General features: G+C 71.9%; 17 protein-coding genes. 13 read left to right on the forward strand and 4 right to left on the reverse strand.

Annotated elements, in window-relative coordinates; genetic code table 11:
- Nucleotides 1–90: 90 nt before the first annotated feature.
- The 4 genes from nusA to rbfA all read left to right on the forward strand — a co-directional run bounded on the left by nusA (nt 91) and on the right by rbfA (nt 4,838).
- Nucleotides 91–1,077, forward strand: a complete 987-nt coding sequence (nusA, locus tag KY498_RS16270) for a transcription termination factor NusA (protein WP_060960482.1) — start codon at nt 91–93, stop codon at nt 1,075–1,077.
- Nucleotides 1,078–1,141: 64 nt separating this feature from the next.
- On the forward strand, nt 1,142–1,393 hold the full coding sequence (locus KY498_RS16275; RefSeq protein WP_060960481.1) for a YlxR family protein: 252 nt from the start codon (nt 1,142–1,144) through the stop codon (nt 1,391–1,393).
- 92 nt (nt 1,394–1,485) lie between these two features.
- Nucleotides 1,486–4,260 carry a translation initiation factor IF-2 gene (gene infB, locus KY498_RS16280; RefSeq protein WP_191008810.1) on the forward strand — a complete coding sequence of 925 codons (2,775 nt, stop codon included), beginning with the start codon at nt 1,486–1,488 and terminating at the stop codon, nt 4,258–4,260.
- 140 nt (nt 4,261–4,400) lie between these two features.
- Entirely contained in the window at nt 4,401–4,838 is a 438-nt protein-coding gene (rbfA, locus tag KY498_RS16285; RefSeq protein WP_060959431.1) for a 30S ribosome-binding factor RbfA, read from the forward strand.
- Nucleotides 4,839–4,841: 3 nt separating this feature from the next.
- Here the strand turns inward: rbfA and KY498_RS16290 are convergent, their stop codons facing one another.
- Both KY498_RS16290 and KY498_RS16295 read right to left on the reverse strand, forming a co-directional pair.
- Entirely contained in the window at nt 4,842–5,327 is a 486-nt protein-coding gene (locus KY498_RS16290) for a flavodoxin domain-containing protein (protein WP_101306603.1), read from the reverse strand.
- An 80-nt stretch (nt 5,328–5,407) separates the two neighbouring features.
- Nucleotides 5,408–6,274: an A/G-specific adenine glycosylase gene (locus tag KY498_RS16295; protein WP_191008809.1), complete on the reverse strand. Its 867-nt coding sequence runs from the start codon at nt 6,272–6,274 to the stop codon at nt 5,408–5,410.
- A gap of 69 nt (nt 6,275–6,343) precedes the next feature.
- Here KY498_RS16295 and truB point away from each other — a divergent pair, with 69 nt between their 5' ends.
- Genes truB through KY498_RS16315 form a run of 4 tightly spaced genes read left to right on the forward strand, consistent with a single transcriptional unit; the run spans nt 6,344 to nt 9,120 of the window.
- Complete coding sequence (gene truB / locus KY498_RS16300; protein ID WP_191008808.1) at nt 6,344–7,258, forward strand: tRNA pseudouridine(55) synthase TruB; 915 nt, start codon at nt 6,344–6,346, stop codon at nt 7,256–7,258.
- On the forward strand, nt 7,255–7,623 hold the full coding sequence (locus KY498_RS16305; protein WP_060959433.1) for a hypothetical protein: 369 nt from the start codon (nt 7,255–7,257) through the stop codon (nt 7,621–7,623). The genes truB and KY498_RS16305 overlap by 4 nt, the downstream gene beginning before the upstream one ends.
- 46 nt (nt 7,624–7,669) lie before the next feature.
- Nucleotides 7,670–8,176, forward strand: a complete 507-nt coding sequence (locus tag KY498_RS16310) for a hypothetical protein (RefSeq protein ID WP_223848952.1) — start codon at nt 7,670–7,672, stop codon at nt 8,174–8,176.
- Complete coding sequence (locus KY498_RS16315; RefSeq protein ID WP_191008807.1) at nt 8,173–9,120, forward strand: bifunctional riboflavin kinase/FAD synthetase; 948 nt, start codon at nt 8,173–8,175, stop codon at nt 9,118–9,120. Before KY498_RS16310 ends, KY498_RS16315 begins: the two co-directional genes overlap by 4 nt.
- A gap of 24 nt (nt 9,121–9,144) precedes the next feature.
- Here KY498_RS16315 and deoC read toward each other — a convergent pair whose 3' ends face one another.
- The gene (deoC, locus tag KY498_RS16320) at nt 9,145–9,861 is read right to left on the reverse strand and encodes a deoxyribose-phosphate aldolase (RefSeq protein ID WP_191008806.1); all 717 of its coding nucleotides are present in this window, start codon (nt 9,859–9,861) and stop codon (nt 9,145–9,147) included.
- A gap of 102 nt (nt 9,862–9,963) precedes the next feature.
- Between deoC and KY498_RS16325 the strand changes: the two genes are divergently transcribed.
- The 5 genes from KY498_RS16325 (at nt 9,964) to KY498_RS16345 (ending at nt 17,352) form a co-directional block, all read left to right on the forward strand.
- The gene (locus KY498_RS16325) at nt 9,964–10,185 is read left to right on the forward strand and encodes a heavy-metal-associated domain-containing protein (RefSeq protein WP_061782119.1); all 222 of its coding nucleotides are present in this window, start codon (nt 9,964–9,966) and stop codon (nt 10,183–10,185) included.
- A gap of 11 nt (nt 10,186–10,196) precedes the next feature.
- The gene (locus KY498_RS16330; protein ID WP_191008805.1) at nt 10,197–12,563 is read left to right on the forward strand and encodes a cation-translocating P-type ATPase; all 2,367 of its coding nucleotides are present in this window, start codon (nt 10,197–10,199) and stop codon (nt 12,561–12,563) included.
- Nucleotides 12,564–12,864: 301 nt separating this feature from the next.
- Nucleotides 12,865–15,042: a DEAD/DEAH box helicase gene (locus KY498_RS16335; RefSeq protein ID WP_191008804.1), complete on the forward strand. Its 2,178-nt coding sequence runs from the start codon at nt 12,865–12,867 to the stop codon at nt 15,040–15,042.
- Between the two features lie 113 nt (nt 15,043–15,155).
- Nucleotides 15,156–16,184: a 6-phosphofructokinase gene (locus tag KY498_RS16340; protein ID WP_060959440.1), complete on the forward strand. Its 1,029-nt coding sequence runs from the start codon at nt 15,156–15,158 to the stop codon at nt 16,182–16,184.
- Nucleotides 16,185–16,437: 253 nt separating this feature from the next.
- Entirely contained in the window at nt 16,438–17,352 is a 915-nt protein-coding gene (locus tag KY498_RS16345) for a hypothetical protein (RefSeq protein WP_191008803.1), read from the forward strand.
- 143 nt (nt 17,353–17,495) lie between these two features.
- Here KY498_RS16345 and KY498_RS16645 read toward each other — a convergent pair whose 3' ends face one another.
- Nucleotides 17,496–18,104, reverse strand: coding sequence for a prolyl oligopeptidase family serine peptidase (locus tag KY498_RS16645; protein ID WP_375140962.1), 609 nt, complete (start codon nt 18,102–18,104; stop codon nt 17,496–17,498).
- Nucleotides 18,105–18,186: the final 82 nt, after the last annotated feature.

Genomic DNA, 18,186 nt, shown 5'->3' on the forward strand with positions numbered 1-18,186 from the left:
CGCGCACGTCCGCCGCCGCGGGACGATCGGCTAAAATCGTGCAGATGACCGAGGGTGACCTCGCGTCGAGAGCTGAATAGGGAGGCACCTGTGGACATCGATCTGGGACTGCTGCGAACGGTCGAGCGCGAGAAGGAGATCCCGTTCGACGAACTCGTCGGGATCATCGAGCAGGCGATCCTCACCGCCTACGCCAAGCACACCTCGCCCACCGGCGAACTGCCCGAGGGCGCCCGCGCCGAGCTCGACCGCAAGACGGGGCACGTCGCCGTGTTCATCCCGCTCCGCGACGAGGAGGGGGTCGTCATCGGCGAGGAGGAGTCCACCCCCGAGGACTTCGGACGCATCGCCGCGTTCGCGGCCAAGCAGGTGATCGGCCAGCGTCTGCGCGACATCGCCGACGATGCGATCCTGGGCGAGTTCCGCGGCAAGGAGGGCGACATCGTCGCCGGCGTCATCCAGCAGGGCCCCAACCCGCGGATGGTGCACGTCGACCTCGGCACGGTCGAGGCGATCCTTCCGCCCGAGGAGCAGGTCGCGGGCGAGCAGTACCCGCACGGCTCCCGGCTGCGCGTCTACGTCACCTCCGTGTCCAAGGGCACCAAGGGGCCGCAGATCACGGTCTCGCGCACCCACCCGGGTCTCGTGCGCAAGCTGTTCGCGCTCGAGGTCCCCGAGATCGCCTCCGGTCTGGTCGAGATCACGTCGCTGGCGCGCGAGGCCGGTCACCGCACCAAGATCGCGGTGACGGCGAAGGATCCCGCCATCAACGCCAAGGGCGCCTGCATCGGCGAGCTCGGCCGGCGTGTGCGCGCGGTCACGGAGGAGCTCGGCGGGGAGAAGATCGACATCGTCGACTACGACCCCGAGCTGGCGAAGTTCGTCGCGAACGCCCTGTCTCCGGCGAAGGTCACCTCCAGCTTCGTGCTGGATGCCGGCACCAAGGCGGTCCGCGCCCTCGTCCCCGACTACCAGCTGTCGCTCGCCATCGGCAAGGAGGGGCAGAACGCCCGCCTCGCGGCCAAGCTCACGGGCGCCAAGATCGACATCCAGCCGGATTCGATCCTCGAGTCGTGACGCGAGGGTGAGCGAGGGGGCGCCGCGACCGCGCCGAAATCCCGACGCGGCGAGTGGGGGTAGGATGGAAGCCGTTCGAACGTGCGTGGGATGCCGCGCGCGCGACCTCCGGTCCGCCCTCCTGCGAGTGGTGGAGCGAGACGGTGTCCTCATCGCCGATGAGAAGGCCGTCCTTCCCGGGCGGGGCGCGTGGGTGCACGACACGCACGGGTGTGTGGATACCGCCATCCGGCGCCGCGCCTTCGGACGAGCATTGCGTGTGTCGGGCCCGCTCGACACGCAGACCTTTCAGAACACCCACCAGCGAAACGGCTGAACGGCTATGGACACAAAGTGAACGGCTCGAAATGAGACCCGTCCGCAAGTAACGGTCTGCCCTGTCCGGGGGAGACCTCAGACAGGAGAATTGTGGCAAACCCACGCGTGCACGAAATCGCCTCCGAGATCGGCGTCGACAGCAAAGTCGCCCTCGCGAAGCTGAAGGAGCTCGGCGAATACGTCAAGAGCCCCTCATCCACCATCGCGCCCCCCGTGGCGCGCAAGCTCCGCGCGGCCCTCGAGGCCGACGGCGCCGCCAAGAAGTCCAATGACGCCGCCCCGGCCGCCCCTCGTGCGGCCTCCGGTGCGCCGACCCCCGGCGCGCGCCCCGCGGCGCGTCCCGGCCCGGCGAAGCCGGCGGCTCCCGCTCCGGCGGCGCCCGCGGCATCCGCTCCGGCGGCACCGGCGCCCAGCGCGCCCGCCGCGCCGGCCGCTCCGGCTCCGGCGGCCGCCGCCGCAGCCGAGGCTCCGACGCCCGCCACGCCGGCCGCCGCCGCGCCCGGTGCGGCCACGCCGCAGGCGCCGCGCCCCGGTGGCGCTCCGCGTCCCGGCAACAACCCGTTCTCCTCGTCGCAGGGGATGGGCCAGCGTCCCGCCGGCCCGCGTCCGGGCAACAACCCGTTCGCGTCCGCGCAGGGGATGGGTCAGCGTCCGACGCCCGGCAACATCCCGCGCCCGCAGGCTCCGCGCCCCGGCGCTCCCCGCCCCGGCGCCCCGCGTCCCGGCGGCGCCGGTCGTCCCGGAGGCGGCGGTCGTCCCGGCGCGCCGTTCCAGCAGCGTCCCGGCGGTCCCGGTCGTCCCGGCGGTGCCGGCGGCTTCCAGCGTCCCGGCGGCACCGGCGGTCCCGGAGCGCCCGGTGGCGGCTTCGCGGGTCGTCCCGGTGGCGGCGGTGGTCGTGGCCGTGGTCCCGGCGGTGGCACCGCGGGTGCCTTCGGCAAGGGCGGCGGCAAGAGCAAGCAGCGCAAGTCGCGTCGTGCGAAGCGGCAGGAATTCGAGATGCGGTCGGCGCCCGTCGTCGGCGGCGTCAACGTCCAGAAGGGCAACGGCGAGATCATCCGCCTGCGTCGCGGCGCGTCGATCGCCGACTTCGCCGACAAGCTCGAGGCCCTGCGCGGCTACACCGTGCAGCCCGGCACGCTGGTGACGATCCTCTTCAACCTCGGTGAGATGGCCACCGCGACCGAGTCGCTGGACGAGGCCACCTTCGAGGTGCTCGGCGCCGAACTCGGCTACAAGATCCAGATGGTCTCGCCCGAGGACGAGGACAAGGAGCTCCTCGAGGGCTTCGGTCTCGACCTCGAGGCCGAGTTGGAGGCGGAGAGCGAGGACGACCTCGAGATCCGTCCTCCGGTCGTGACCGTCATGGGTCACGTCGACCACGGTAAGACGCGACTGCTCGACGCCATCCGCCAGACGAACGTCGTGGCGGGCGAGGCCGGCGGCATCACCCAGCACATCGGTGCGTACCAGGTGTGGACCGAGCACGAGGGCATCGAGCGCGCGATCACCTTCATCGACACCCCCGGTCACGAGGCGTTCACCGCCATGCGTGCCCGTGGTGCCCAGGTGACCGACATCGCCATCCTCGTGGTCGCCGCCGACGACGGCATCATGCCGCAGACGGTGGAGGCCCTGAACCACGCCCAGGCGGCCGGTGTGCCGATCGTGGTCGCGGTCAACAAGGTCGACAAGCCCGACGCGAACCCGGCCAAGGTGCGCCAGCAGCTCACCGAGTACGGCCTCGTGGCCGAGGAGTACGGCGGCGACGTCATGTTCGTCGACGTGTCCGCACGCCAGGGCACGAACATCCAGGAACTGCTGGATGCCGTGCTGCTGACGGCCGACGCGGGACTCGACCTCACGGCGAACCCGAACAAGGCCGCCCGCGGTGTCGCGATCGAAGCGAAGCTCGACAAGGGCCGCGGCTCGGTGGCGACCGTGCTCATCCAGTCGGGAACGCTGCGCGTCGGCGACGCGATCGTGGCCGGCACGGCCTACGGCCGCGTCCGCGCGATGATCGACGAGAACGGCGACGCGGTCGACGAGGCCTACCCCTCGCGTCCCGTCCAGGTGCAGGGTCTGAACTCCGTGCCCCGTGCCGGTGACGTGTTCATCGTCACCGAGGAGGACCGCACGGCTCGCCAGATCGCCGAGAAGCGCGAGGCCGCCGAGCGCAACGCCCAGCTGGCCAAGGCCCGCAAGCGCATCTCGCTCGAGGACTTCACCCGCGCTCTCGAAGAGGGCAAGGTCGAGTCGCTCAACCTCATCATCAAGGGCGACGTGTCCGGTGCCGTCGAGGCGCTGGAGGAGTCGCTCCTCAAGATCGAGGTCGACGACTCGGTGCAGCTGCGCATCATCCACCGCGGCGTCGGCGCCATCACGGAGTCGGACATCAACCTGGCCACGATCGACAACGCGATCGTGATCGGCTTCAACGTCCGCCCCGACACGAAGGCGCGCGAGCGCGCCGCCCGCGAGGGCGTGGACGTGCGCTTCTACTCGGTCATCTACAACGCGATCGACGACGTCGAGCAGTCGCTCAAGGGCCTGCTCAAGCCGGAGTTCGAAGAGGTGCAGTCGGGTGTCGCCGAGATCCGCGAGGTGTTCCGCTCCTCGAAGTTCGGCAACATCGCCGGTGTCATCGTCCGCAGCGGAACGATCACGCGCAACGCCAAGGCGCGCGTCATCCGCGACGGCGTCGTGCTGGCCGACGGTCTGCAGATCGAGTCGCTGCGCCGCTTCAAGGACGACGTCACCGAGGTCCGCACGGACTTCGAGGCCGGTATCGGACTGGGCAAGTACAACGACATCCAGATCGGCGACGAGATCGAGACGACCGAGATGGTGGAGAAGCCGCGCGGCTGATCCTTCCTGTTCGGCTGCGGCTGCGCCGGTCGCGCCGCGGAGACAAGAGCGGGGCCCCTACCCCGATTGTCTCCGCGGCGCGACCGGCTCCGCCTCCGCCGACCTCCCGGCTCCGCCGGGCGCAGAAAGAGGTAAGAGAGATGTCTTCAGAACGGCAGGCGAGACTCGCCGACCGCATCCGCGTGCTCATCGCCGAGCGGCTCGAGAAGGGGCTGCGTGACCCGCGCCTCGGCTTCGTGACGATCACCGACGTGCGCGTCACCGGAGACCTGCAGCACGCCTCGGTGTTCTACACCGTGTACGGCGACGACAAGGCGCGCGAAGACTCGGCCGCTGCCCTGAAGGCGGCCACCGGGATGCTGCGCAGCGAGGTCGGCAAGCAGCTCGGCGTGCGGCTCACCCCGTCGCTCGAGTTCATCCCCGACGCGCTGCCGGAGAACGCCGGACACATCGCCGAGCTCCTCCGGGAGGCGCAGGAGCGGGACGCCGCCGTCGCCGGGCTCGCCGCCGGTGCCGCCTACGCGGGCGACGCCGACCCCTACGTCAAGCCGCGCGAGGACGACGACGAGGACGACTGAGCCTCAGCGCCCGAGCGCGCGTCCCCACGCGGTCGCGCGTTCGAGCTCGCCCTCCTCGAGGGGGCCGCTTCGTCCCGTCACGAAGAAGTCCTCCACGGCATCCACCGACAAACCGTGCGCCCGCGCCGCCTTCGCGGCCGCCGTCGCCGCCGACCCGCTGAGCCGGCCGTGCCCCTGCTTCGTGCCGAACGTGGCGACGCGAAGACGTCCCGAAGAGGAGGGGGGCTGGGCGAGCCATTCCCGGATGCCGCGCCGGGTCGGCGTCGGCGCGTCCTTCGCGGCATCGGCCCGCGTCTGCACCCGCGACATCGAGAACACGTGCGTCGGACCGCCCACGAGGAGCAGGTCCACATCGTCGGGCAGGACCGTCGGGGCGGTGTCGACCGCGACGACCTCGACCCGACCGCTCGTCGCGACGCCCTCCGCGATGGCCCGGGCGACCTTCTCGGTGTTGCCGAACTGAGATTCGTACACGATCAGCGCCTTCATGAGGCGGACCGTACGCCGCCGCGCCGGGTGACGCATCGGCCCCTCGCCGTGACAATGAGGGTGCGCCGAGCTCGGCGTCGTCAGCGGGGCAGTCGCAGCAGCATCCCGTCGGACTCGATGAGTCCGTCGACCAGCAGCGAGTCGATGGCCCGCCCGCGCTGCGCCGGATCGGGCCAGTCGGCGATGACCGCCGCCTCGGCGACCTCGTGCGCCTCCGCCGCCCGCAGCGTCCGCAGCACCGCGCCGCGCGCCTGACGATCGCTGCCCTCGTAGGACGCCTGCTTGCGGCGGGCGTCGCCGGTGTCGGGATACCCGGCGGCGCGCCACGCACACAGCGAGGCCACCGGGCAGACGTCGCAGCGCGCCGCCCGCGCGGTGCAGACCACGGCGCCGAGCTCCATCATCGCGGCGTTCATCACCGCGGCATCTGGCAGCTCCGCCGGCAGCAGCCGTTCCATGTCGGCGAGGTCCCTGCGCCCCGGGGGGCCGGGCTGCGACCGGCCCTCGACCGCCCGCGCGATGACCCGCCGCGTGTTCGTGTCGACGACCGGATGCCGGTCGCCGTACGCGAACACCGCGACGGCGCGCGCGGTGTAGTCGCCGATCCCGGTGAGGGCCAGGAGCGCGTCGACGTCGCGGGGGACCACGCCGTCGTGACGGTCGCGGATCTCGACCGCGGCGCGGTGCAACCACAGCGCGCGGCGCGGGTAGCCGAGGTTCGCCCACTGCGCGACGGCGGCGGCGGGCGGGTCGGCGGCCAGCGCGGTGGGAGTCGGCCAGCGCGTCAGCCACGCCTCCAGACGCGGGATCACGCGGGTCACCGGCGTCTGCTGCAGCATGAACTCGCTCACCAGCACGCCCCATGCGCCGAAACCGGGCGCCCGCCAGGGCAGGTCGCGCGCGGTGTCGCGATACCACGCGATCAGCGGCGTCGCGAGCTCTGGCACCGCACCAGCCTACGGCCGCGGGCGGGTTGCGTTCTCCGGCCGCGCGTCGGCCCGGCCTAGGCTGGAGCAATGCCCGCGTCACCGTCCGTCCCGAACGGCATCCTGCTCGTCGACAAGCCGCAGGGGATCACGAGCCACGACGTCGTCGCCCGCGCGCGTCGCGCGCTGAACACCCGCAAGATCGGGCATGCGGGCACCCTCGACCCGATGGCCACGGGGCTGCTCATCCTCGGGGTGGGGCCCGCGACCCGGCTGCTGACCTTCATCGTCGGCCTCGGCAAGACGTACGAGGCCACGATCCGGCTCGGCGTCGCCACCGACTCCGACGACGCGGACGGCGTCGAGACGGCCCGAGCGGATGCCGCGGCCCTCGCCGCCGCGACGGACGAGCGGATCGCGGCCGGCATCGCCGCGCTCTCCGGCGAGATCGACCAGGTGCCGAGCACGGTCTCGGCGATCAAGGTCGGCGGCAAGCGTGCCTACGATCTCGCGCGCGCGGGCGAAGCCGTCGAGCTGACGGCGCGGCGCGTCACGATCGACCGGTTCGAGGTCCTGGCCCGACGTGCGGGCGCGGACGGCACCATCGCCCTCGACGTGGTCGTGGACTGCTCCAGCGGGACGTACATCCGCGCCCTCGCGCGCGATCTCGGCGCCGCCCTCGGCGTCGGCGGGCACCTCACGGCGCTGCGGCGCACCCGCATCGGGGCGTTCGAGGTCGCCGACGCCGTCGCCGAGATCACCCCCGACGCGCCGCTGGAGACGCCGGCGCACGTCGCGGCCGCCGTGCTCGGCGCGTTTCCCGTCAGCGCCGACGAGGCGCGCGACCTGCGCCACGGCAAGAGGCTCCACGCCGCGGCGGAGCGCCTCGACGGATCCGCGACCGCGACGCCCGCCGCGATCGACCCCGACGGGCGACTGGTCGGCATCGTGGAACGCCGCGGCGCCGACGTGAAGAGCGTGATGAACATGGCGGAGGACGCATGATCGAGTGGTTCGCCATCGTGCAGGTCGCGGTCGCCGTCGCGGCGGGTCTGCTCGCGGTCGTGCTCGGCCTGGCCGGGCGTCGTCCCAGCGACCTGACGGTCGGGGCGATGGCCCTCATCCTCGTGCTCCTGCTCGCGCAGGTCGTCGTCGCGATCGTCGCCCCGCTCGTCGGCAACCCCCCGTCGGGCAGCGCGCTGGAGTTCTGGGTCTACCTCGTGTCCGCGGTGCTCATTCCGCCCGCGTCGGTGGTCTGGGCCCTCATCGAGCGCAGCCGCTGGAGCACCGTGATCATGGGGATCGCGGCGCTGTCGGTCGCGGTCATGGTCTGGCGCATGCAGGTCATCTGGACGACCGTCGGCATGTGAGCGGGCGCCCGACGCCTCCGTCGGCGCCGCCTATCATTGACAGGTCATGACTTCGCCACACCTCGACGCGACCGGGCCCACCCGGATGACCGGCATCGGCCGCGTGCTCGTGGTCGTCTACGCCATCATGGCCCTCGCGGCGACCGGACGCTCGTTCGTCCAGATCGTGCAGGACTTCTCCGCCGCCCCGCTCGCCTACACGCTGTCGGCGGCCGCCGCCGTCGTGTACGTGCTGGCGACCGTCGCCCTCGTGAAGTCCGACAGCCCGCGCTGGTACGTCGTCGCGTGGATCGCGATCTGCTTCGAGCTGGCGGGGGTGCTCATCGTCGGAACTCTGAGCCTCACGCATCCGGAGCTGTTCCTCCACGATGCCACCGTCTGGTCCGGCTACGGCTTCGGCTACTTCTGGGTGCCGCTCGTGCTTCCCTTCGTCGGGCTCTGGTGGCTGCGCAGCGGCGGACGCGGGGCGGACCCGGTGCCGGATGCCGCGGCATCCGACGACGAGCCCGTCCGGCACGACACCGTCGGCACCGATCGGAGGTCGTCCTGGTGATCGTCTTCCACGACCCCGCCGAGATCCCCGAGGGGTTCGGCCCGAGCGTCGTCGCCATCGGGAAGTTCGACGGCGTGCACTCCGGCCACCGCGCCGTGATCGATCGCGCCCGGGTCGCGGCGGCCGAGGCCGGCGCGCGGGTGGTCGCCGTGACCTTCGACCGCAACCCGCTGAGCCTGCTGCGGCCGGAGCTGTGTCCCGAGCCGGTGTGCAGCGTGGGCCAGAAGCTCGACCTCCTCGCGGCCGCGGGCGTCGATGCGACCCTCGTCCTGCGCTTCGATGAACAGCTCGCCGCGCTGGAGCCGCGGGCGTTCGTGGAGCACGTCCTGCTCAGCCTGGGCGTCGTGACCGTGATGGTCGGAGACGACTTCCGTTTCGGCCGCGGCGGGGCGGGAGATCCCGCTCTCCTCACCGAACTGGGCGCCGAGTACGGCTTCGCGGTCGACGTCGTCGGCGACGTGCAGGGCGGCGGCCGCCGTGTCTCGTCGACGTGGGTGCGCGACCTGCTGGCCGCCGGTGACGTCGAGGGGGCCGCACGGCTGCTGGGACGTCCGCACGCCGTGCAGGGCGAGGTGGTCCACGGCCTCAAGCGCGGCCGGGAGCTCGGTTTTCCGACGGCGAACCTGTCCGCGTCGGCGGAGGGCTTCATCCCGGCCGACGGCGTGTACGCCGGCTGGCTCGTCGACCTCGGCGCGGACGGAACCGCCGTCACGACCCGCTACCCCGCGGCCATCTCCGTCGGGACGAACCCGACGTTCGACGACGTCCCCGTCCGTCAGGTCGAGGCCTACGTCCTCGACGAGATGGGACTCGACCTGTACGGGCACCGCGTGCAGATCCGCTTCACGCATCGCATCCGCGGAATGGTCGCCTTCGCCGGCATCGAGGCGCTCATCGCGCAGATGGACGACGACGTCGCCCGTGTGCGTGCGGCTCTGGCCTGAGCCGCCGCACCCGACGACGGCGGGTCAGTACGAGGAGGCGTCGACGGCGCCGACGGCCTGCTCTCCGGCATCCACCCGGCGCGCCTCACCGAGGATCACCGCGCTGCCGCTCGTGCCCAGTCGGGTCGCCCCGGCGGCCAGCATCGCCAGCGCGTCGGCGTAGCTGCGGACGCCGCCGGAGGCCTTCACCTGCACATCGGGTCCGACGTTCGCGCGCATGAGCTCGACGTGGGCGACGCTCGCCCCGCCCCCCGCGAATCCCGTCGACGTCTTGACGAAGTCGGCGCCGCCGGCCTCGGTCAGACGGCTGCCGCGGGCGATCTGCTCGTCGTCGAGCAGCGAGGTCTCGAGGATGACCTTCGTCACCTTGCCGGATGCCGCCGCGACGACGGCCGCGATGTCGGCGACGACCGCGTCGTCGAAGCCCGAACGCAGGGCGCCGATGTTGATGACCATGTCGAACTCGACGGCGCCGTCGGCGAGGGCCTGACCGACCTCGGCGACCTTGGCGGCGGTGGAGGTGGTGCCGTGGGGGAAGCCGATGACGGTGCCCACGTTCACTCCGGTGCCGGCCAGGCGGTCGACCGCGTGGGCGATGTCGCTCGGACGCACGCACACGCTGAAGACGCCCCACTCCGCGGCGATGTCGAGCTCGCCGTCGACGTCGGCGCGCGTCAGTTCGGGCTTGAGGATGGCGTGGTCGATGGTCGCGGCGAGGTCCCGCTCGGTGATGGTGGACATGGTCCCAGCCTACGCCAGCGGGTCCTCGGGAATACCCCAGGGGGGTATCATGGTTGTCAGCGAGAGCCGCAGCCGAACGGGCGTGCGGCGAGAGGAGACACCATGTCCACGCAGACGTACGCCGTCGACGGCATGACCTGCGCGCACTGCGCCGGAGCGGTCACGCGCGAGGTGCGCAAGGTCGACGGGATCGATGACATCGCCGTCGACGTGACGGCGGGAACCCTCACGGTCACCGTCGACGACGGCGCGGCCGGTGCCGCGCTCGACGCCGAGATCGCGGCCGCCGTCGACGAGGCGGGCTACACCGTCGTCGCCCGCTGACGGAGCCGACGATGACCGGCCTGTCGACGGATGCCGTGTCGATGCCGCACGAGGAGGCGGTGCTCGACATCGAGGGGATGACCTGCGCGAGCTGCGTCGCGCGCGTGGAGAAGCGGTTGGAGCGCCTCGACGGCGTCTCGGCATCCGTCAACCTCGCGACCGAGTCCGCACGCGTCGACTACCCTCGCGCCCTGGATCCTGCCGCACTCGTGGCCGCGGTGCGCGAAGCGGGGTGCGAGGCGCACCTGCGTCCGCGGCGTTCGACCCCCGACCGGGGGCACGAGTCGTCGCCCGGCGAGGCGCACGCGCACGACCACGCGGCGCACGCGGAGGGAGCGGAGGGCCACGTCCACGACGTGGAGGATCGCCCGGGCGCCGTCACACTGCGGACCCGCCTGATCGTCAGCATCCTTCTGGCGCTGCCCGTCGTCGCGCTCGGGATGGTCCCCGCGTGGCAGTTCTCGGGCTGGCAGTGGGTGTCGCTCGCGCTCGCGACGCCGGTGGTGCTCTGGGGCGGGTGGCCGTTCCACCGCGCGACGATCGCCAATGCGCGCCACGGCGCGATGACGATGGACACGCTCATCACCCTCGGCACCGGCGCGGCCTACCTCTGGAGCGTCTGGGCGCTCCTGTTCGGCACGGCCGGCGAGCTCGGGATGCGCCACGACGGCGGGATGTTCGCCCCCGTCCACGACCCGTCGTCGCTCGTCTACTTCGAGGTCGCCGCCGCCGTGACGGTGTTCCTGCTGCTCGGACGCGTCATCGAGCAGCGCTCCAAGCGGCGCGCCGGCGCGGCGGTGCGGGCGCTGATGGATCTCTCGGCGCGCGACGTCGAGCTGCAGGACGGCCGCCGCGTGCCGATCGACGCCCTCCGGGTCGGGGACGCGTTCGTCGTGCGCCCGGGGGAGAAGGTCGCCACCGACGGTCGTGTGGTCGCCGGGCGCGCCTCGATCGACGAGAGCATGATCACCGGCGAGGCGGTGCCCGTCGAGGTGGATGCCGGTGCGATCGTGACCGGCGGCACGATCTCCACCGACGGTCGACTGGTCGTCGAGGCGACCTCGGTCGGCGACGACACCCGTCTCGCCCGGCTGGCGCGGCTGGTGGAAGACGCCCAGGCGGGCAAGAGCCGCGTCCAGCGGCTCGCCGACCGGATCTCCGGCGTGTTCGTGCCCGTCGTCATCGTCCTGGCGGCGCTGACCCTGCTGGCGTGGCTGATCGTCGGCGGGTTCTCGGGCGAGGCGATCGCATCGGGGTTCACCGCCGCGGTGGCGGTGCTGATCATCGCCTGCCCCTGTGCGCTCGGACTGGCGACGCCGATCGCGATCCTGGTCGGCACCGGGCGCGGCGCCCAGCTGGGGGTGCTGATCACCGGGCCGGAGGCGCTCGAGGCGGCCGACCGCATCGACACGGTCGTCCTCGACAAGACCGGAACCGTGACCGCCGGAACCATGACGGTCGCGACCGTGACCGCCGTCGCCGGCACCGATCCCGACGATGTCGCGCACCTCGTCGGCTCGCTGGAGCACGCATCCGAGCACCCGCTCGCGCGTGCCGTCGCCGCCCTCGCCGACGCCCCGGCGGAGGTGACCGACTTCGCGGGCCGGGCCGGGCTCGGCGTCACCGGCACGGTGGAGGGGCGCCGCGTGTTCGCCGGCCGTCCGACCTTCGCGGCCGAGCAGGCTGCGCGGGCCGCGGATGCCGAGCCGATCGCGGATGCCGAGCCGATCGCGGGTGCCGCGGATGGTGCGCCCGACGAGATCGCCGCGGCGGTGCGCGCGGCCGAGCAGCGCGGCGCGACCGCGATCGTCGCGGGGTGGGACGGACGGATCCGCGCGGTCATCGCCGTCGCCGACACCGTGCGCGCCGACAGCGCCGACACGGTCGCGGCGCTGGCGGCGATGGGGTTGGACGTCGTGCTCCTCACCGGGGACAACGCCGGAGCCGCCCACGCGGTGGCGGAGGCCGTCGGCATCCGCAGCGTCGTCGCGGGCGTGCTTCCGGAGGGGAAGGTCGCCGAGATCGAGCGGCTGCGGGCCGGGGGACACCGTGTCGCCATGGTCGGCGACGGGATCAACGACGCCGCCGCCCTCGCGAGCGCCGACCTCGGAATCGCGATGGGCTCGGGAACGGATGCCGCGATGCACGCCAGCGACATCGCGATCACCGGGCAGGGCCTGGCACCGGTGCTGACGGCGATCCGGCTGAGCCGTCGCACGATGCGGATCATCCGCGGCAACCTCTTCTGGGCCTTCGCCTACAACGTCGCGGCGCTCCCGCTGGCGGCCCTGGGGCTGCTGAACCCGATGATCGCCGGGGCCGCGATGGCCTTCTCGAGCGTCTTCGTCGTCCTCAACAGCCTGCGCCTGCGTTCCTGACCCCCTCCCTCCCTCCCCTCCCTCCCTCCTCGCGAGCCGCCATCCTCTGTGCGAGCCGCCATGGTTCGTGCCGGCCGAATCATGGCGGCTCGGCCGCGTCGTGGCGGCTCGCGGGTGCGGGGGTGGCGCGCTAGACTGGGCGTGAGGGCTACCCCCGTCGCCGCAGCTCGCAGAAGCGAGTACCCGCAGCCGGAGGATCCGTGCCTCGTCCCGACCCCGCGGCATCCGCCCCGGGAAACGACTGACCGGTCTCTGGACCGGAAGCCCGCCGGTCTCCCGGCGACTCACGCTCAGGAGGAGCATGCCGACCACGGCATCCATCGCCCCCGCGTCACGCCGACGCGGCTCGTCCCATCGCGGCTCGTCCGCTCGTCGCGACGACGACGCGCCGCTGATCCCGATCCTCGCCCGCAAGGTGCGCGAGGTCGAGGCGAAGGCGCAGAAGGGCAAGCTCGGGCCTACCAATCGGGTCAAGTTCCAGGTCATCGCCTTCCTCGTGCGCGAGGAGCGGGCCCGCGTCAAGGCCGACGAGGCGATCGCCGGCGCCGCCCGCGCCGAGCTGCTCAAGCGCCTCGACGGCGTCGCGACGATCCTCGCCAAGACGGCCGCACGCGACACCTCGCTCATCCAGCTGCTTGAGGTCGACCAGGCCACGTCGCCCGTCGCCAAGCGCATGCGCCGCGACTGGCTGCTCGAGTCGGGCGCGGACCTGCCCGAGGACGAGCTCATCATCACCGACGTCACGCAGAACGCGCAGAGCTGGGGGCAGACCCCGGTCGTGCCCGCCGCGCTCGCCGAGCGGCAGGTCATCCCGCCGCAGATCGAGGCGCGCCGGGAGGCGAACCCGTTCCTCGCGCCCGATGTGGCCCTGCGCGCCCCGGCATCCACCGCCCGCCGCCGCCTCGACGGCTGGGAGCTGATGGGACCGCTCTACAAGGCGTTCGAGACGGGCGCCGGAGGCGCGAGCGCGTCGATGGAGCTGCCCCCCGTGCCCGAGTTCGACCGGCTCTCGCCCAAGGGGCTCGAGATCATGCCGCACCAGTCGCGGTTCCTCGAGGCGGTCCGGGCGGGTCATCGCTCGTTCCTGCTCGCCGACGAGCCCGGCCTCGGCAAGACCGCGCAGTCGGTGCTCGCGGCCTCCGTCGCCGACGCCTATCCGCTGCTGGCGGTCGTGCCCAACGTCGTGAAGATGAACTGGGCGCGCGAGGTCGAGCGGTGGACGCCGCAGCGTCGGGCCACCGTCATCCACGGCGACGGCGACACGGTCGACGCCTTCGCCGACGTCTTCATCGTCAACTACGAGGTACTCGATCGCCACCTGTCCTGGCTCGGCTCGCTCGGGCTGAAGGGCATGGTCGTCGACGAGGCGCACTTCATCAAGAACCTCACCTCGCAGCGTTCGCAGAACGTGCTGGCGCTCGGCGGACGCATCCGCGAGCAGGTGCGGAACCCGCTCATGCTGGCCCTCACCGGCACGCCGCTGATCAACGACGTCGAGGACTTCGACGCGATCTGGCGCTTCCTCGGCTGGACCAACGGTGAGAAGCCGGGCGCGGAGCTCATGGAGAAGCTCGACGCGACCGGGTTCACCCCGGCGGACAAGGCGTTCTACCCCGAGGCCCGCGAAGCGGTCATCTCGATGGGCATCGTCCGTCGCAAGAAGAAGGATGTCGCCTCCGACCTCCCCGACAAGCTGGTCGCCGACCTGCCCGTGGAGCTGGACGACGAGTTCGGCCGCTCCATCCGCGAGGCCGAGCGCGAGCTGGGTGCGCGCCTGGCCGCCAAGTACCGCCGCATCATCGAGGCGCGCGGCGACAAGGTGCGCATCGGCGAGATCGACGAGGACATCGTGCGCCTCGTCGCGCACGGCGAGCTCGAGGACGCCAAGTCGTCGTCCGCCGGCGCCGACAACGTGTTCACCATGGTGCGCAAGATCGGCCAGGCCAAGGCTCACCTCGCGGCCGACTACGCCGTGCAGCTGCAGCGCTCCGTCGGCAAGGTCGTCTTCTTCGCGAAGCACATCGACGTGATGGATGCCGCAGAGGCGCACTTCGCGGCATCCGGCCTGCGCACCATCTCCATCCGCGGCGACCAGTCCACGCCCGCCCGCCAGCAGGCGATCGACGCGTTCAACACGGATCCCGACGTGGCCATCGCCGTCTGTTCGCTGACGGCCGCCGGCGTCGGCCTCAACATGCAGGCGGCCTCCAACGTGGTGCTCGCCGAACTGTCGTGGACGGCGGCCGAGCAGACGCAGGCCATCGACCGCGTGCACCGCATCGGTCAGGACGAGCCGGTCACGGCGTGGCGGATCATCGCCGCCCACACGATCGACACGAAGATCGCGGAGCTCATCGACTCCAAGCAGGGTCTTGCCCAGCGCGCGCTGGACGGCGCCCAGCTCGACCCCACCTCGAGCGACTCGGTGCAGCTGTCCGCGCTCATGCACCTGCTGCGGCAGGCGCTCGGCGCGGCCTGAGGCGGGCCGGGATTATCGACGGCGGATGCGGTGGCATCCGCCGTCGATACGGCGATAGTGTCGAGGATGGCAGCGTCGCCGAACCACATCCCGAACCATCGAAGGATCTCCACATGAAGATCGGCATCCTCACCAGCGGCGGAGACTGCCCCGGACTCAACGCGGTCATCCGCGGCGTCGTGCTCAAGGGCACCACGAACTACAACATCGAGTTCGTCGGCATCCGTGACGGATGGCGCGGCGTCGTCGACGGCGACTTCTTCCCGCTCACGCGCCACGAGGTGAAGGGGCTGTCCAAGGTCGGCGGCACGATCCTCGGCACGAGCCGCACCAACCCCTACGAGGGTCCGCGCGGCGGCGCCGAGAACATCGCGAAGACGATGTACGGCCACCACATCGACGGCATCATCGCCATCGGCGGCGAGGGCACCCTGGCGGCCGCGAACCGGCTCTGGAACGACGGCATCAACGTGATGGGCGTTCCGAAGACGATCGACAACGACCTGCGCGCCACCGACTACTCCTTCGGCTTCGACACCGCAGTCAACATCGCCACCGACGCGATGGACCGCCTGCGCACCACCGGCGACTCGCACCAGCGCTGCATGGTGGCCGAGGTCATGGGCCGCCACGTCGGCTGGATCGCCCTGCACTCCGGCATCGCCGCGGGCGCCCACGTCATCTGCATCCCGGAGGTGCCGATGTCGATCGACGAGATCGCGGCGCAGGTGCAGAAGGCGCACGACCGCGGACGCGCCCCCCTCGTCGTCGTGTCGGAGGGCTTCACCCTCAAGGGCATGGACGAGGCGTTCAGCGACAAGGGCCTCGACGCCTTCAACCGCCCGCGTCTCGGCGGCATCAGCGAGGTGCTCGCGCCCGAGATCGAGCGCCTGACGGGTATCGAGACCCGAGCCACCGTGCTCGGCCACATCCAGCGCGGCGGCTCGCCGTCGGGCTTCGACCGGGTGCTCGCGACGCGCCTGGGGTTGCACGCGGCCGACTCGGTCTACGAGCAGGCCTGGGGCCAGATGGTGTCGCTGAAGGGCACCGACATCGTGCGCGTGCCGTTCGCGGAGGCGCTCGGCGAGCTGAACACGGTCCCGATCTACCGCTACGAAGAGGCCGCGGCGCTCTTCGGCTGACCCCGGCCCGCCGGGGCGCCGCAGATGCCGTGTCCCACTTCTCGCCGGCGTTGTCCCACTTCCGTCGTGGCATGTCCCACTTCTTGCTCTGCGGGGCACCCCTGCACAGCAGGAAGTGGGACACGTCGTGTGAGCGTCACTCTCACTGTCCACGCCCGACGGAGGTTCCTCCCCGGCCGCGTCGGGCGTCGAAGTTCCCACCGTCGGGCGCTCAGCCGCCAGAGCGTCGCCGCGGATGCGTGACGCTTGCGCGATGACGACCTCGAGCGACCTGCCGCGGAGTCTGCCGGAGGCGTTCACCGTCGCGCAGGCGCGAGATGCCGGCGTGAGTCCCGGGCGGCTGCGGGGACGCGATCTCTCGCGTCCCTTCCACGGCGTCCGCGCGCGGACGGAGCCCACGCTCGGTTCGCTGGAGGCGTCCTGTCGGGCGCTGCTGCCGCGGTTGCGGAACGGGCAGTTCTTCAGCCACGAGACGGCCCTGTGTCTTCTCGGGGTGCCCCTGCCGGAGTGGCCCTATGCCCCGAGCATCCACGTTTCCACCCACCGTCCCGCGCGCGAACCCCGCACTCACGCCGTGGTCGGCCATCGCCTGCAGCTGCGGGAGTCGGCGCACACGACGGTGCGCGGGATGCCGGTCGAGCACCCGGCGCGTGCCTGGCGTCAAACGGGCACGCTCTGGCGGCTCGATGACCTCGTTGCGGCCGTAGATCACCTCATCTCGGGCCGGAGCCCGCTGACGGATGCGGCCGGGCTTCGGCGTGAGATCGAGGTGATGGGCGACGTGCGCGGCGGAATCCTCCGCAGGGCGCTGGCACTCGCTCGCGGTGGCGTGCGCTCTCCTCGCGAAACGCGGTTGCGGCTGCTGCTGAGCCGTGCGGGACTGCCGGAGGCCGAGGTGGCCTGGAATCTGTTCGATGATCGGGGGACGTTCGTCGCGGAACTCGATCTGGCCTTTCCTCGCTATCGTCTCGCCGTCGAGTACGACGGGCGCGTCCACGCTTACGATGCGCGTCAGTTCGCGCGCGACGCCGATCGGTGGGCGGCCATTCGCGGCCTGGGGTGGCAGCACGAGCGCGTGCTGGCGCATCACCTCGTCGGCGATGGCCGGCTCGCGGTGTCGATGGTACGAGACGCCCTGCAGCGCGCCGGGTGGACCCCCGGGCGCTGACGCCGGTCACTGCTAGCTCTGATCGCCGGGCGCTGTGTCCCACTTCCTGCTGCCTGGGAGCGGTGCCAAGCGCAGAATGTGGGACACGCCTCGGCATAAGTGGGACATGCCGAGGCATGGGCGCGGTGCGTGGGAGTGCGGAATCAGTCGGCGGCGAGACCGAGCACGTCCAGCAGCCAGGCGAGCTCGAACGACCGCTGGTGCCACGAGTTGTAGCGTCCGGAGACTCCGCCGTGGCCGGCGACCATCTCGCATTTGAGCAGGGCGTCCGCGCCCACCTCGCGCAGACGCGCGACCCACTTCGCGGGCTCGACGTAGTACACGCGGGTGTCGTTGAGCGAGGTGGTCGCCAGGATGCGGGGGTACGTGACGCCCGCGCGGACGTTCTCGTACGGCGTGTACGACTTCATGTACGCGTACACCTCGGCGTCGTGCAGCGGGTCGCCCCACTCGTCCCACTCGATGACGGTCAGCGGCAGCGACGGGTCGAGGATCGTGGTCAGCGCGTCGACGAACGGCACGTCGGCGAGGATGCCGGCGAACAGCTCGGGGGCGAGGTTCGCGACGGCGCCCATCAGCAGCCCGCCGGCCGATCCGCCCTCGGCGACGAGCCGGTCGGGGCTCGTGACGCCGGTGTCGACGAGGTGCCGGGCGACGTCGACGAAGTCCGTGAACGTGTTGCGCTTGTGCTGCAGCTTGCCGTCCTCGTACCACTGGCGGCCGAGCTCGCCGCCGCCGCGCACGTGCGCCACCGCGAACACGACGCCGCGGTCGAGCATCGACAGGCGCGCGACGGAGAAGCCCGGCTCGATCGAGTGCTCGTACGAGCCGTAG

The organism is Microbacterium sp. PAMC21962 (assembly GCF_019443465.1).
Taxonomy (GTDB): Bacteria; Actinomycetota; Actinomycetes; order Actinomycetales; family Microbacteriaceae; genus Microbacterium; species Microbacterium hominis.

Bases quoted from the DNA above. Each gene is read 5' to 3' on its own strand.
- KY498_RS16275 (WP_060960481.1), top strand. From the start codon at position 1,142: ATGGAAGCCGTTCGAACGTGCGTGGGATGCCGCGCGCGCGACCTCCGG.
- rbfA (WP_060959431.1), top strand. From the start codon at position 4,401: ATGTCTTCAGAACGGCAGGCGAGACTCGCCGACCGCATCCGCGTGCTC.
- KY498_RS16290 (WP_101306603.1), bottom strand. From the start codon at position 5,327: ATGAAGGCGCTGATCGTGTACGAATCTCAGTTCGGCAACACCGAGAAG.
- truB (WP_191008808.1), top strand. From the start codon at position 6,344: ATGCCCGCGTCACCGTCCGTCCCGAACGGCATCCTGCTCGTCGACAAG.
- KY498_RS16305 (WP_060959433.1), top strand. From the start codon at position 7,255: ATGATCGAGTGGTTCGCCATCGTGCAGGTCGCGGTCGCCGTCGCGGCG.
- KY498_RS16310 (WP_223848952.1), top strand. From the start codon at position 7,670: ATGACTTCGCCACACCTCGACGCGACCGGGCCCACCCGGATGACCGGC.
- deoC (WP_191008806.1), bottom strand. From the start codon at position 9,861: ATGTCCACCATCACCGAGCGGGACCTCGCCGCGACCATCGACCACGCC.
- KY498_RS16325 (WP_061782119.1), top strand. From the start codon at position 9,964: ATGTCCACGCAGACGTACGCCGTCGACGGCATGACCTGCGCGCACTGC.
- KY498_RS16330 (WP_191008805.1), top strand. From the start codon at position 10,197: ATGACCGGCCTGTCGACGGATGCCGTGTCGATGCCGCACGAGGAGGCG.
- KY498_RS16335 (WP_191008804.1), top strand. From the start codon at position 12,865: ATGCCGACCACGGCATCCATCGCCCCCGCGTCACGCCGACGCGGCTCG.
- KY498_RS16340 (WP_060959440.1), top strand. From the start codon at position 15,156: ATGAAGATCGGCATCCTCACCAGCGGCGGAGACTGCCCCGGACTCAAC.
- KY498_RS16345 (WP_191008803.1), top strand. From the start codon at position 16,438: ATGACGACCTCGAGCGACCTGCCGCGGAGTCTGCCGGAGGCGTTCACC.